This is a genomic window from Streptomyces sp. RKND-216, assembly GCF_004795255.1.
Lineage (GTDB): Bacteria > Actinomycetota > Actinomycetes > Streptomycetales > Streptomycetaceae > Streptomyces > Streptomyces hazeniae.
In genome coordinates this window covers 3,520,903-3,536,474 of sequence record NZ_SSBQ01000002.1, presented here as the reverse complement: position 1 = coordinate 3,536,474, position 15,572 = coordinate 3,520,903, and the positions used below count along the sequence as shown (strand labels likewise).

At 71.4% G+C, this 15,572-nt stretch carries 5 protein-coding genes; 2 read left to right on the top strand and 3 right to left on the bottom strand.

The features are described 5' to 3' along the window. Nucleotides 1–23 precede the first annotated feature (23 nt). Complete coding sequence (locus E4198_RS15820; protein WP_168711452.1) at nt 24–9,404, bottom strand: non-ribosomal peptide synthetase; 9,381 nt, start codon at nt 9,402–9,404, stop codon at nt 24–26. Between the two features lie 320 nt (nt 9,405–9,724). Between E4198_RS15820 and E4198_RS15815 the strand changes: the two genes are divergently transcribed. Further along, a complete protein-coding gene (locus E4198_RS15815; RefSeq protein ID WP_136183724.1) occupies nt 9,725–11,002 on the top strand; it encodes a helix-turn-helix transcriptional regulator in 1,278 nt (425 codons plus the stop codon). Between the two features lie 75 nt (nt 11,003–11,077). Here the strand turns inward: E4198_RS15815 and E4198_RS15810 are convergent, their stop codons facing one another. Both E4198_RS15810 and E4198_RS15805 read right to left on the bottom strand, forming a co-directional pair. After that, the gene (locus E4198_RS15810; RefSeq protein ID WP_168711451.1) at nt 11,078–11,593 is read right to left on the bottom strand and encodes a 4'-phosphopantetheinyl transferase superfamily protein; all 516 of its coding nucleotides are present in this window, start codon (nt 11,591–11,593) and stop codon (nt 11,078–11,080) included. Between the two features lie 232 nt (nt 11,594–11,825). Further along, nucleotides 11,826–13,955 (bottom strand): MMPL family transporter, encoded by a 2,130-nt coding sequence (locus tag E4198_RS15805; protein ID WP_168711450.1) that lies wholly within the window; start codon nt 13,953–13,955, stop codon nt 11,826–11,828. A 381-nt stretch (nt 13,956–14,336) separates the two neighbouring features. Here E4198_RS15805 and E4198_RS15800 point away from each other — a divergent pair, with 381 nt between their 5' ends. Then, the gene (locus E4198_RS15800) at nt 14,337–15,572 is read left to right on the top strand and encodes a sensor histidine kinase (RefSeq protein ID WP_168711449.1); all 1,236 of its coding nucleotides are present in this window, start codon (nt 14,337–14,339) and stop codon (nt 15,570–15,572) included.

Genomic DNA, 15,572 nt, shown 5'->3' with positions numbered 1-15,572 from the left:
TGAGTGGAAGAAAGGGACGAGGGTCAGCGGCGGCGTGCTGCCAGCCGCGAGGCGCGGTTCCTGCGGCTGACAGCACGGTCCTGCCGCGCCTGGACACGGAGTCGTGCGGCGATCTCGCCGACGTTCGCCTCGCCCTCGCACAGGGCAAGCAGTGCCGTGGACAGCCGGCGCGTCAGGGACGCGGCCCGTTCGCCGCCGACCCGGTTGGTGTCGTGGTTGACGGCGAGGGTCAGCCGCCCGTCCTCGACGGCGGTGCTCAGGGTGAGCGGCATCTCGGTCTGCTCGCGTGCCTCCGCGCGGAGCAGACGCATGCCGGGCAGGGCGTCGCCGAGGCCGGCGAAGGGGAAGTTGGCGACGATCACGGCGGAATCGAAGAGGTCGGCGGCGGAGGATCTGCCACTCCACTGCGCGATCCGGGCGAGCGGCGTGTGGATGTGCCTGCCGCAGTCGTCCAGCTGGCGCCGCACCTCCCCGAGCCAGTCGCGGACGGGCAGGCCCGCTCCCGTCCGGAGGCGGAGTGGCACGGTGTTGATGAACATCCCCACCGCTCGGTCCGCGCCGTCCAGGTCCGCGGGTCGGCCGGAACCGACGCTGCCGAAGACGACGTCATCCTGTTCCGTCTCGACGGCCAGCACGAGTGCCCAGGCGGCGTGCACCAGGACCGCCAGGGTCACGCCGAGCCGGCCCGCGCTCTCCCGCAGTCCTTCGGTGTCCTCCTCCTGCCAGGTCTCCACGTGGTCCCGGTGCCGCGGGGTGGCGGCCTGCTGCCGAGGCACCAGCAGTGCGGGGCGCACCCCGGCCAGCCGTTCGGTCCAGAACTCCTTCGCGTCCGACCGGTCGGTGTCGGCCAGGTGCCGGGCGAACGCACCGAAGTCCGGGGCGGGCGGCAGATGGTGGGTACGCCCCTCGAGACGCGCGCCGTAATCCGCCAGCACGTCCCCGAGCAGCAGGGGCAAGGACCAGCCGTCGAGCAGGACGTGGTGGTGGGTCCACACGAACGCCCAGCGGTCGGCTGCCAGCCGGGCCAACGCGAGCCGGATCAGCGGGCCGCAGCGGAGGTCGAAGCCGGTGCCCCGGTCGCGCTCGACGTACGCTTCGAGGCGTCGTTCGGCCGCGTCCGGGTCGTCCCGTGCTGGGCCCGCCGCCTCACTCTCCGCGGGGAGGCGCAGGTCCAGGAGCGTGACGGGCAGGTCGAGGGCAGCGGGTACCACCAGCACGGGGGAGGTCACGTCCTCCCACACGCACACGCCTCGCAGCACGGGGTGACGGTCCACGGCCGACTGCCACGCGGCGGCGAACCGTTCCGGGTCCAGGTCGCCTTCGAGGACGCAGGTCAGCTGCTCGACATACACTCCGGACCCGTCGCAGTCGCGCGGAACCGGCCCGTCTGCGGCGAGCGAGCGGAAGAGCATGCCCTCCTGCATCGGCGTCAGCGGCCACACCGCGGCCAGCCTGCCCCAGCGTGCCGCCCAGTGCCCCACGGTTGCCGGTACGGCCGTCCCCTGGCGCAGCCCGGACGTCAGGACGGGCGCGTTCTGCTCGCCGGCCAGCGTCCGGAGCTCCGCCATGACGGTGTCGGCGAGCGAGTCCGCCGCCGCCTGGTCGGTGTGCTCCATCTCCACCCGGAGCCGTCCGTCGGACACCATGCTTTCCATGAGGACGGCCGCGGGGCGTGGCGCACGCGGGTCGCGCACCTGGCCGAACGAGGGCGCCTCCAGCTCCAGCAGGGCCCCGGGGGCGGCGGCGGACCCGATCCGGCCCAGGTGGTTGACGTTGAGGTCGGGCGCCGGAGGCGGCGCCGACGGGTCCTCGTGCGCGGGGTCGGCGGAGAGGTGGCGGACGACGCCATGGTCGAGGCCACGATGCACCAGGCCCTGGAGCCGACTGCGGACGTCCCACAGGGTGGCCAGCGGGCTCTCGCCCGTGGTGTCGACCGGCAGCGGGGCGAGCGTGGTGAACCAGCCGACCGTGCGGGAGAGGTCGAGATCCTCTCGCACGTGCTCGCGACCGTGGCTCTCCAGTTCGATCACAATGCGATCCCGTCCCGTGCGACGGGCCTGGGCACGGGCCGCTGCGGTGAGCAGCCCTTCCTCCCACGTGCCGCCGAGCCGGGTGACCAGCGCCTCCTGGAGGGCTTCGGTCTGCTCGACGGTGAGTGCGCGCACCGCTCGGCACGCCTCACCCTCCGTACCCGCGTGCCGCTCCCCGGCGAACGGGCCGGCAGGGCCGCCCGGTGCAGACAGTTGTGACCGCTCGGCCGCCACCCGGTCGGTGACCTGCGGGTCGATCGCCCGCCGCCGCAGTTCGGCCGTCCACTGGCGATGCGTGAGGCCTTCCGGCTCGAGTACCGGATCGCGCCCCTCCGCCACAGCGGACAACGCGAGGTCGAGATCCTCGAGAACGATGCGCCACGAGACGGCGTCGACCACGAGATGATGGGCGACGAGCACGAGTTGCTGCCGCCGGGCCGGTCCGTGGTCGGCCAGCACGGCCCGGAACACCGGTCCGTGGCGAAGGTCGAGGCGACGGTGTGCGGTGTCGGCCGCGTCCCGCAGGGCGGCCTCCCGCTCCGCCGGGGCGACCGTGGCGAGGTCCGCCCAGGTCAGCGGCACCTCCGGGGAGTCGCCCACGAGGGCCCGGACCGTGCCCGCGTCGTCGGGGACGAACCGGGTGCGCAGCGCCTCGTGCGTCTGCGCGACGGCACGCAACGCGACCCGCAGGTGCTCCTCTTCGACGGGTCTGCGCACGGTGAGAAGGGTGCCCATGTTCCAGTGGGCGGGGTCGGGCACCGCCAGTTCGTGGAACCACGCCTGGATCGGGCTGAGCACGTCCGTCGAGTCTCCGGGAGCGCCCGCAGAGGCGATGTCGCCGGTGACGGCGTGGGGGGCGAGGCGGGAGATCGTGGGATGTTCGAACAACTGCCGCGGCGAGATACGGATCCCCGCCCTCCGCGCCAACGCCACCACCTGGATCGACTGGATCGAATCCCCGCCCAGCTCCAGATAGTCGTCCTCCACCCCCACACGCTCCAGCCCCAGAACCTCCGCCCACACCTCGGCCAACCGCCGCTCCACCTCACCACGCGGAGCGACGAACCCCTCCACCGAACCCTCGAACGACGGCACCGGCAAAGCCCGCCGGTCCACCTTCCCGTTCGGCGACAACGGCAACACCGCCAACTCCACCACCACCGCCGGCACCATGTACGCAGGCAACCGCTCACCCACCCACGACCGCACCGACTCCCCCTCCACCACCACACCCTCACGGGCCACCACATACGCCACCAACCGCAACTCCCCACCCACACCCGCCACCGCCGACACCACCGCATCCGCCACCCCCGCAACCGAACGCACCACCCCCTCCACCTCACCCAACTCCACCCGGAAACCCCGCACCTTCACCTGCTCATCCACCCGCCCGCAGAACTCCAGCACCCCACCCCCACCGAACCGCACCAAATCCCCCGTCCGGTACAGACGACCACCCACCACACCCGACCACGCATCCGGAACAAACCGCTCCGCCGTCAACCCACCCCGACCCGCATAACCACGCCCCACACCCACACCACCAACGAACAACTCACCCACCACACCCGCACCCACCGGCCGCAACCCACCATCCAGAACGAACACGGTGGCACCGGGCAGTGGACGCCCCAGCGGCACCACTCCGCCGTCGGAGCGCAGCGTGCCCGCGAGCACCTCGTCGGAGGCGTCGTGCACGGTGGCGGTGATGACGGTCTCGGTGGGTCCGTAGGCGTTGAGCACCCGGCCTCCGACGGCCGCCGCCCACACGGCGACCTCGTCGGACGGCATGGCGTCCCCACCCACCACGGTCAGCCGGACGAGCAGGCCCTCAGGGACGCGCAGCCCGTCGGCGAGCAGCACGCACAGACGGCGCCACAGGCCGGTCGGCGGATTGAACACGGTGACGCGGTGCCGCGTCAGGAAGGCGAGCAGTTCCTCGCCGTCCAGGAGGTCGGCCGGCCGCACGACCGCGGCCCCGCCCAGAACGAGGGGCGCGAAGAGCTGCTCGGTACTCACGTCGAAGGAGAAGGAACCGAAGACCAGCACCCGGTCGTCGGCGCGGAGCCCGAAGACGTCCTCGATCTGGCGCAGGTGGAAAGCGAGCTGCCCGTGCGTAACGGCGACGGGCTTGGGACGACCGGTCGAACCGGACGTGTAGACCAGGTACGCGAGATCGCCCGCCTCCGCCAGATCCAGTCCCGCCCGGTCCGGCCCGGACGCCTCACCGCCCCGCAGCCCGACCGAATCCAGATCGAGGGTGGTGACTCCCGCCGGCGTCACTCCGGCGATCATCTCGCGAGTGCCGTCTCCGTGCAGCACGGCACGACAGCTCGAGCCGGCCGCCATCGTGCGCAACCGCTCCCCCGGGTACGCCGGATCGAGCACCAGCCAGGCGCCGCCCGCGCGCAGCACCGCCAGCATGGCGACACCCATCAGCGAGCCCCGGGGCAGGCACAGGCCGACGACGGACTCGGGACCCACGCCCAGCGCCCGCAGCCGCACGGCCAGCACCGCGGACGCACGCTCCAGCTCCGCGTACGACCAGTTCCCCGCCTCGTCCACCAGCGCCACCCCCTCCGGATCACGCCTCGCCCGCTCCACCACCCGCAGATGCACCGGAGGAGCCGGCTGGTGCGTCGCGACGTGCGCGCCGGTCCACTCGGTGGGTACTGCCGACAGTTCGTCCAGAACCTCCGCAAGCGGGCGGTCCGGATCGGCTGCGAGGGCCGTCAACACGGAGTGGAGGTCGTCCAGCAAGTGCTCCGCCTCCCGCGCCTCGTAGGCATCGGCGTCGGCGCAGACCCTCAGTTCCAGGCGGTCACCGGGCAGTACCTGGACGGTGACCGGGTAATTGGTGCGTTCCAGCAGTCGACCCCGCTCCAGTACCAGGCCACCCGTGTCGATCCGCGCGAAGGGGTAGTTCTCCACCACCACGATGGAGTCGAAGAGCGAGGCGCCCGCGGGCGCTCCCGCCCACTCGGAGACGTCGGCCAGGGCGCTGTGCTGGTGGTCCGCCAGGTCCTGGAGCGTGGCGTGTACGAACCGGGCCCACGCGCCGGTGGTGCGGGATGCGCGGGTGGAGACTCGGAGCGGCAGCGTGTTCACGAAGAGACCGACCGTGCGCTCCACGTCCGTCACCTCTGCCGGCCGGCCGGCGACCACGCTGCCCACGGCGACGTCCGTGGCACCGGTCCGCCCGGCGACCACCAGCGTCCACGCGGCGTGCACGAGGGCGGCGACGGTGACGCCCTGGTTGCGGGCGGCACGGCGCACGGCGGCGTCTCGTTCCGGAGTGAGCAGCGTTCCCGGCTCATGCCGGTCGCGGCCACCGCCGCCGTGGGCGGCGAGCATCGCGGGGCGCAGCAGGCTGGGTTGGGTGTAGTCGTGCAGCCGGTCCCGCCAGAAGGCTTCGTCAGCGGACCCCTCCCGCTCTGAGTTCCAGCGGACGAAGGCACCGTAGTCCGGGGCGGGCGGCAGAACGGCTTCGCGCCCGGCTACGGCCTCTCGGTAGAGCTCGAACGCCTCGCCGGCCACCACCGGCAGCGACCAGCCGTCGATCAGCAGGTGATGGTGCGTCCAGACCAGGACCCACCGGTCCGGTGCCGTGCGGAGCAGCGCCAAGCGCACCAAGGGACCGGCGGCGAGGTCGAACCCGGCCTCGCGGTCGTCGTTGAGGAAGCGTGCGAGCCGGTCCGCCGTCGCCTGTTCGCCGAGCCCGGCCGGGCCTGCTTGGTCCTCGCTCGTCCAGTCCTGATGGACGGCGGGGACGTCGATGTGTCGGGGGACGACCAGGACCGGCCGGTCCCCTTCCTCCCACGCACAGTGGGCCCGAAGTGCCGGGTGCCGGGAGATGGCGGAGCGCCAGGCGTGCAGCAGCTGTTTCGGCTCGGCGTCGCCGCGCAGTTCGCAGACGAGCTGCTCGATGTAGGTGTGCGTGCCGGGTTCGGCGAGGGCGTGGTACAGCATGCCCTGCTGGAGCCCGGACATCGGCCATACGGCGTGCAGGGGACCGTGGCGCCGTTCCCAGTGGTCGAGCAGCTCCGCCGGGAGGTCGGCGACGAGGCTTCCGGGAGTCTCTGCGGCGGTCGGCGGGGTGTTGCCGGTCGTTCCCGGCCCGGCGAAGCTGAGGAGTTCGGCGTGGGGGGCGAGGCGGGAGATCGTGGGATGTTCGAACAACTGCCGCGGCGAGATACGGATCCCCGCCCTCCGCGCCAACGCCACCACCTGGATCGACTGGATCGAATCCCCGCCCAGCTCCAGATAGTCGTCCTCCACCCCCACACGCTCCAGCCCCAGAACCTCCGCCCACACCTCGGCCAACCGCCGCTCCACCTCACCACGCGGAGCGACGAACCCCTCCACCGAACCCTCGAACGACGGCACCGGCAAAGCCCGCCGGTCCACCTTCCCGTTCGGCGACAACGGCAACACCGCCAACTCCACCACCACCGCCGGCACCATGTACGCAGGCAACCGCTCACCCACCCACGACCGCACCGACTCCCCCTCCACCACCACACCCTCACGGGCCACCACATACGCCACCAACCGCAACTCCCCACCCACACCCGCCACCGCCGACACCACCGCATCCGCCACCCCCGCAACCGAACGCACCACCCCCTCCACCTCACCCAACTCCACCCGGAAACCCCGCACCTTCACCTGCTCATCCACCCGCCCGCAGAACTCCAGCACCCCACCCCCACCGAACCGCACCAAATCCCCCGTCCGGTACAGACGACCACCCACCACACCCGACCACGCATCCGGAACAAACCGCTCCGCCGTCAACCCACCCCGACCCGCATAACCACGCCCCACACCCACACCACCAACGAACAACTCACCCACCACACCCGCACCCACCGGCCGCAACCCACCATCCAGAACGAACACGGTGGCACCGGCGACCGGCCGGCCGATGGGCACGGTCGCGGACGGCTCGGCGTCCTCCAGCAGATGCGCGGTGGCCCAGACAGTGGTCTCACTCGGTCCGTACTCGTTGGCGAGTGCGCATCGGGGCAGTACGCGACGGTGCTCGCGCACCAGGTCCGGAGTGCATGCCTCCCCCGCGACCACCACCATGCGCAGCGAGGCGCCGGGGCCGCCGGGGCGGCGCAGCAGGGCGCGATGGAGGGACGGCACGGTCAGGGTGTGCGTGACCTCGTGCGCTGCGACGAGCGCGGCCAGTTCGTCGGCGTCCTTGCCCTGCCCCTCGTCGGGAAGCGCCAGCGTCCCGCCCAAGGTCAGGGCCCAGAACACGCCCGCATAGGCGCTGTCGAAGGAGAGCGAGGAGAGGAGCAGGAAGCGGGGAGCCGTCGCTCCGTAGAACGCGGCACGGGCCGCGGTGGAGGCGGCGAGCTGCGCGTGCGGCACGGCGACGGGCTTGGGGCGACCGGTCGAACCGGACGTGTAGACCAGGTACGCGAGATCGCCCGCCTCCGCCAGATCCAGTCCCGCCCGGTCCGGCCCGGACGCCTCACCGCCCCGCAGCCCGACCGAATCCAGATCGACCACCGCGGGAGCGGGGAAGAGATCGTTTGCTCCATCCTCGCCGCCCCGCAGGACGTCCGGAAGATCCCCGGCGGTCAGCAGCACCGCACAGCCCGCATCGGCCAGCATGGTGCGCAGGCGCTCACCGGGATAGGCCGGGTCGAGCACGAACCAGGCGCCGCCGGCGCGCAGCACCGCCAGCATGGCGACGACGGCGCGGGCGGACCGCAGCAGGCAGACGCCGACGACGGACTCCGGACCCACACCCAGCGCACGCAGCCGCACGGCCAGCACCGCGGACGCACGCTCCAGCTCCGCGTACGACCAGCTCCCCGCCTCGTCCACCAGCGCCACCCCCTCCGGATCACGCCTCGCCCGCTCCACCACCCGCAGATGCACCGGGGTGCCGTCGCCGGCAGCAGGTGTTCGTGCCCCGGACCATTCGGAGACGGCCTGTCGGTGCGTGCCGCCCAGCTCGCCGACAACGGTTGCGGGGACGGCGGTCGCCTCTCCGACGAGGTTTTCGAAGAGCTGGGCGTAGGCGCTCACCGTCTCGGCATCGAACCGCTCCGGGTCGAAGTGCAGGGCACCTTCCAGCAACCCGTCCACCTCGCCGATCTGCATGCGCAGCGGGAACTGTGCGACCTGCTGCCGCACGGGGAGGGGCTCGACGTCGAAGCCGGCGACCTGCACGAGGCCGAGCCCGCCGAATAGCGCCTTCGTTCCGTAGGCCAGCCGTTCCGGCTCGAACTGGAAGCTGACCTGGTAGAGCGACTGCCCGGACAGCGCGGACCCCGGCGAGAGCCGGCCGAGGACGGTCGGGGTGGGCAACGCCTGGTGGCGTACGGCCCCCACCAGGGCGGAGTGCGTGGCGGACAGAACGGCCTCGAAGGTCGCACCGGAGGTGACGGAGGTGCGCAGCAGCAGGGAGTTGGTGAAGTAGCCCACCGTTTCCCGAAAGGCCTTCTTGCGTCCCTCGGTGGGGAAGCCGACCAGAACGTCGTCGCTTCCGGTCAGCTTGTGCAGGAGGACGTTGAAGGCGGCGAGGAGGACGGTGGCGGTGGAGGTGCCGGTCCGCTCGGCGGTGTTCCGCACGCGGGCGGCGACGGCAGCGGAGATGCTGACCCTGGCGTATGCAGGGGCACCCGCGTCGCCGGACGGGCGAGGGGCTGTGGCGGGAACCCCCTCGAGGGAGAAGGTGCAGCCGGCCAGGCGCTCGGCCCAGTAGCGGCGCATCGGGTGGGACCGACGGCTGTCGAGGAACCTGCGCTCCGCCGCGACATGCGTGGCGAACGAGGTGTCGGGCTCTGCGGGCGAGGGGACGTCGGCCGCCGTGCCACGGTAGTGGGCGAGGAGTTGCTCCAGGAGCAGGAAGCAGGAGGTGAGGTCGCCGGCGACGTGGTGCAGCACGAGGTGCAGCGTCGTGGCGTCGGCCTCCTGGTAGACGAAGAACCGGGCCGGCGCCTCTTCGCGCAGGACGAACGGAACCTCGTAGTCCTCGGCCGCGAGCCGCAGCAACTCCTCCCGTTCGACGCCGGGAACCTCACGTATCGCGAAGGTGGGTACGGCAGCGCCCCAGCGCTGCACATATCCGTCCTGCCCCTCGGCGACGACTCCGGTGAGCACCGGGTGGCGTCGGCAGACCGCTTTCCAGCCGCTGCGCAGCCGGGCCGCATCCAGGCGCTCCCGCACGCGGGCCGTCGCAGCCAGATGGTAGGCCGGTGACGCGGGTGCGAGTTCCTGAAGGAAGTACAGCGACGCCTGCCCGACGGAGAGCGGAACGTCACAGCGGGCGCCGTCGACCGCGTCCGTGGAGACCTGCGGACGCCCTCCCGTCGCGTCACGTCTCTCACCCTGGTAAGCAGCCGTCATCGCGGAACCCCCCGAAACATGCACAGCAGTGACCATCTTTCGCCACAACGGACAGGCCACTGTGGGCTTACGGTCCGTCACGTGTCAAGCAGAAAAGTGTCACGAAACATGTCATGAGCAGTTCCACTAGGAAGGCTCAATTCCGTTCCCCCGCAGGCGAGTTCGACCCTCATGACGCACTACTCCCTCCTGACAAGATGTTGACAAAGAGAGTCACGTCGAGGCGCCGTCCATGACAGTCACCCACCGCTTGCGACTAGGCTGACCGGGACGGGGGGCAGGAGTGCCACGACACCGGGAAGAAGGCGGCGGCCAGCCGGATGAACCACACCACCCATCAACCCGCCTTCGGCCGCAGACTCCGTCAACTCCGCCTACAACGCGGCATGTCACAGGCGGAGCTGGCACGGGACGAAGTGTCCGCGAGCTACATCTCGCTGGTGGAATGCGGTCGACGGCCCTGCAACGAGGCGATGGCCGCGCTCTTCGCCAAGCGGCTCGAGGTCTCGCTGGAGGCACTCACCGCCGCAGAGGGCCCGGAGCAGCACCGCAGCCGACGACTCGATCTGACCGGGCGGCTGCTGACGGCTCGGGCGTTGCGCCGGGACGGCGATCTGGACACGGCGGTGGAACGGCTGCGCCTCCTCGCCCACGAGCCCGTCGGCCCTGCGGAGGAGGATGTCGCCTGGGAAGCCGCATGGGAGCTGAGCGAGGTCCAGGAGACCCTGGGTCGCCTCGCCGAACAGCACATCGTCCTGGACCGGCTGGCGGACGTGCCGTTGACACAGGAGTCCGCTCGGCTCTCCGTTCGCGTGTCCACCGCACTGTCCCGCAACCGGCGTCGACGGGGTCGCCCCGGGGAGGCCGTACGAGCGGGGGAGCGTGCCGTGACCGCGGCTGCGGGACTTCCCCAGGCGGAGCACGAACGGGTCGCCGCGCACCTCGAACTGCTCCTCGGTTACGGGGAGAGTGGCGAACTGGACAACGCCGAGCGGCTCGCCGCCTCGCTCGAGAAGATCGTCGAGGACGTGCCGTCGCGGCAACTGCGCGGTCTCGTCCAGTCGGGGCTGAGCAGCACCTGTTTCCTCCTCGGCAGGGTGCCGGACGGGGTGCGCTGGCACGAACGTTCCCTCACCTGCCTGCGGCCGGAAGCGGACCTGTCGGCGTGGGCCCGCGTCTGCCTGGCCTCGGCAGTCCGGCGGATGGATCATGACCCGTCGCCCGCGGCACCGGACGCCGCGGCGGCACTGCTTGCCCGCGCACGTCAGGCGCTGGAACTGATCGGCAGCCCGCGCGACCTCCGTGACCTCGCCGTCGGCGAGGCCCAACTCGCGCTGTGCCGACGGGAGCCGGACAGCGCGCTCGGATTGCTGGAACCCCTCGTCGCAGAGACGGCGCCGGAGCCGTCCGCAGACGAAGGTGTGTGCCTGCTGCTCGCCGCCCGCGCCCACCGCATGGCCGGCGACCCTCCCCGAGCCCAGGAGCGCTACCGCGAAGCCGCTCGGACCCTGGACGACATGGGCGCCTATCGCAGGTCGGCGCAGGCGTGGCGCGAGTTGAGCGACATGCTCGCCGCCGACCGGCCGGACGGCGCCTGACCCCTGGGCGAGGAGGAGTGGTGCGTCCTAGATGAGAGCATGGCCCCCACACCTGACCGGTCTTCGCGAGCCCGGCTATGAGCGGTCGAAGTCCCAGGTGTACAGCGCCGTGACCGGAGTCGTGGAGGCGACGGCGGCGACCGTACCCCCCTCGAACGGGAGATCGCGAAGGTGCACCTCCATGATGCCGCCGTCGAATGGCAGTGGCACCGGCACCGTACCCGCACCCCCCTCGATCAGCACCTCTACCTCGGACTGACGGATACGAAGGCCGTGCCCGGCAGCGCGCAACACCGCCTCCTTACGGGCCCAGAGCGCGAGGAAGAACGCGTGCCGGGACGAGAGGGAGAGGCGGCGCAGGATGCCCTGCTCCCACCGGGTCAACGCCAGATGCAGACTCTCGTCGTAGAGAACGGAGCCCGACTGCAGGTCGACACCGACGTCCGCGTGGCGGGAGAACACGACCAGCAGGGTGTCTCTGCTGCGCACGGCGCCGCACCAGAGCCCGGGCCCTGCCGGGCGTGCCCGTCCGGCCAGCAGCCGCTCCGGTTCCGTGCCGGTCGTCCACGCACCCAGCACGTGGCTCAGCACACGCCGGAGCTTCCAGCTTGCGTCGGCGTGTGACGCGGCGGTCAACGCGACCCGGAAAATGTGCAGTTCACCGCAGACGGGTGAGATGCCGCGAGGCGGTGCGCTCCAGCCACTCATCGGTACCGATCTCCTCTGCGGCCCCGGAATTCACGAAGACACTCCCGCGCGGGGAAGCCGCGCCGGTTCGGAGGCGGGGCGGTATCGCCGTACGACGAAGCCGCCCCGCCCCGACTCAGTCGTGCGCGACGGAGGGTGCCTTCGCGAGCCAGCGGGGTTCGTGCCACGCCCAGTCGCCCAGCAGAGCGAGAGTGGCCGGCAGCAGCACACCGCGGATGAGGGTCGCGTCGAGCAGGATGGCCACGGCCAGCCCCACCCCCAACTGCTTCATCTCCAGCGTGGAGAGGGTGGCGAAGACCGCGAACACCGCGACCATGATGACGGCAGCGGTGGTGACCACCCCGGCCGAGGTGAGAATGCCGTGCCGGATGGCCTCGCGTGGCGATCCCTCCCGGCGCACACCCTCACGCACCCGGCTGAGCACGAAAACGTGGTAGTCCATCGACAGGCCGAAAAGGACCACGAACAGAATCAGGGGCAGCCACGAGACGACCGCGCCGTTCGACTCGAACCCGAGGAGCCCCTCCGCCCACTCGTGCTGGAACACCAGTACCAGCACGCCATAGGCGCTCACCACGGACAGCACGTTCAGTACGCCCGTGACCAACGCGAGGATCGGAGAACGGAACGCCAGCAGCATGATCGCGAGGCAGAGCAGCATGACGAAGCCGATCACCAGCGGCAGCCGGTCCTCCAGAGTGGCCGAGAAGTCGACGGTGAAGGCGGTCGCACCGCCCACGGCCCACTTGCCGAGGTCCTGCCCCTGCAGCGCCGACGGCGCCAAGTCGTCACGGAGCAGGTCCAGCGTCTCGCGCGCCTCGGTACCACCGGCCTCGCCTTCGACGTGCAGCTCCAGACGGGTGACCGTGCCGTCCTCAGAGAGCGCCAGGTCCGGCGCGCCCCCTCCCACGAACCGTCCGGTGTCCACGGCGTCCTGGTGCAGCCCCGCCAGCAACCTCTCCACCTCGGGAGCCCGGGACTCGGCGGCCTCCACCACGACGGCGTGAGCGGTGCCTTCGCTGGGGAACGCCTCGACCACCCGGTCGTAGGTCTGCATGATCGCGTAGCTGCGCGGCAGGTCCTCGTCACCGGGCATCTTCAGCTTCATCTCGAGCGCCGGGTAGGCCAGCGCGAGCATCGCCAGCACACCGGCGAGGAGGGCGGCCGCCGGCACCTTCAGTACCGGGCGCAGCACCGCCGACCAGAACCGGCTCTCCCGGTTCACCTTCGTCCGGCGCCACAGGAGCGGGATACGGGGACGATCGATCCGGTCGCCGAGGGCCGCCAGCGTTGCGGGCAGCGCGGTCAGCGAGCCGAGCACGGCCACCGCCACGACGAGGATGGTGCCCAGCGCCAGGGAGGAGAAGAGCATGCTGCCGGACAGGAACATCCCGGCCATGGCCACCATCACCGTGACGCCGGAGACCAGCACCGCCCTGCCGGAGGTTGCGGCGGCGACACTCAGGGCGACCTCGGGTTCTCGCCCCGCCGCGCGTTCCTCGCGCTGCCGACGCAGGTAGAACAACGAGTAGTCGACCCCGACCGCGAGGCCCATGAGCAAGATGAGGCTCGCCTGGTTCTCGTCGACCGGCAGCAGCAGCGAGGTCACGCCGGACAGCCCCAATGCGAACACGACGGCCGTCACGCCGAGCAGGACCGGGATGCCGGCCGCGAGCAGCGCACCGAAGGCGACCAGCAGGATGAGCAGCGTCAGCGGCACACTGATGTACTCCGCCCGCTGGAAGTCGGCCTGCAGGTGCGTGCTCAGTTCACGTGTCAGGGAGCCCTTGCCCAGCTGCTCGACCCGCAAGGCAGGGTGGTCCTCCGCTACCGCTTCGGTGGCCTTCAGCATCGGCTCCACTGCGACCTTGGGGCTCAGGTCCTCTTCCGACCCCTTCTTCTCCAGGTCCATCCGGACGGGCAGCAGGACGCTCCGGCCGTCCTCTGCGGGCACCGGCTCCCCGACCGACCGCACCGTGTCCACCTGGGCGTAACGGTCGCGAAGGGCGCCGACGACCACGTCGGCCTGCGCGTCCGCGAGGTCGCCCTTCCGGGCCTGGATGAGGACGTTCTCCACCCCCTCGTCGGCGAAATCGGCGTTGTCCAGCAGCCGTTCCGCAACCGCGGACTGTCCAGTCAGACCGTCCGCGTCCTCCTGGGACTGCACCCCGGTCAGGAGGCTGGCCCCGTACCCCAGCACGACGAGAGCGACCCACCCGATCAGGGTGAGCTTGCGGTGCGCCATGCTCCACGCCGCAGTCCGTTCCACGAGACCGCGGGCCGGACGGGGATTCGGAGGCGTCGCATCGGGCGCCGTCTCCGAGGCGCCCGTTCTACTGGTCAGGGCCATCTCAGCACTCCTTCTCCGGTGAACATCCTGTGACGCTACGCAGCTGCTCACCGCCTGTCGGGCGTGCCGGCACCCACCTCCCGGTAGTGCTGGCACCACCTCAGGAAGGCGCGTCTGCACGCTCGGAGAGGGCGGGAGGGCCGCCTTATGCTCCTTCAGCAGACGGGCCGACCCGACGCCACGGATGTGCCGGGCGAAGGGGAAGGCCGGATCCGACGACGTTACGGAGGCGCCGTGATAGTGAGACCTCCGCGGCTACGGGGCGGCCCCCTGCGCGTGGCACAAGGCCTTCTCGGCCGGGAGAGCCGCGACGATGTGGTGCATGTACTCGGCACCCTCGCGCTCTCGCCCCTCTACGTACTCCCGGCCGTGCTCTTCGTGAGCGGAGTGGCGCTGACGCCGGTGTTCCTCATCGGCGTGCCCCTGCTGCCTGTCGCGATGGTGCTGGCGGGTCTGGTGGCGCGTGCCGAGCAGGCCCGCCACGGTCTGCAGCCGGCCACGTCGGACCGCGTCCCCGAAGGAACGGCCGTGGCACCCGGCTGGCGGGACCGTACAGCGAGGCTGTTCGGCCGCCGCTCCTGGAAGCGCCTGGGTTTCAGCGCCGCCCTCTCCCTGTGGGGACTCGGAGCGGGGGCAGTGGTGGTCACCCTGCTGGCCGCGGGCGCGCTACTGGCGCTACTGCCGCTCCTCTTCCCGCTGCTCCCTGCCGGTGCGACGTTGCTGGGGCTGGACGCCACGTCCCCCGCCGTCGCCTTCGCCGCCTGCCTGCCCGGTCTGGCCATGCTCTCCGCCGGATGGAGACTGCCCCGCCACCTGATGCACGCCGAGGTGCTCCTGGTGTCCCGGCTGCTGGGCTCGGGAACCGTGGACCACCTGGTACGGCGTGTGCTCGACCTGGAGGACAGCCGGTCGCGCATGGTCGACGCCGCCGAGGAGGAGCGGCGCCGCATCGAGCGCAACCTGCACGACGGAGCCCAGCAGCGGCTGCTGTCGGTGGCGATGACGCTGGGCCGCGCCAAGTCCCGCTTCGCCCGCGACCCCGAAAAGGCCCTGCTTCTCCTCACCACCGCGCACGAGGACGCCAAGGCCGCCATGCAGGAGCTACGCGACGTGACGCGCGGTCTGCACCCGGCCATCCTCCAGGAGCAGGGGCTGGAGGACGCACTGCTGTCGGTCGTCGCCCGCAGTCCGGTCCCCGTCGACCTCCGCGTGCAGCTGACCGCACGTTGCTCCCCTCGGGCGGAGGCGGTGGCCTACTACGTGATCTCCGAAGCGCTCACCAACGTCGCCAAGCACGCCGCCGCCGACGCCGTCACCGTGAAGGTGCTGCGTCAGGGCGACCTGCTGCGCATCGCCGTCGCGGACGACGGGATCGGCGGTGCCGACCCCGCGCGGGGCACCGGGCTGCGGGGGCTGAGCGACCGGGTGCACGCCGTCGACGGCCACCTGACCTGCACCAGCCCCTTCGGCGGACCGACCGTCGTCGACGCGACCATCCCGTGGGAGGCCTGA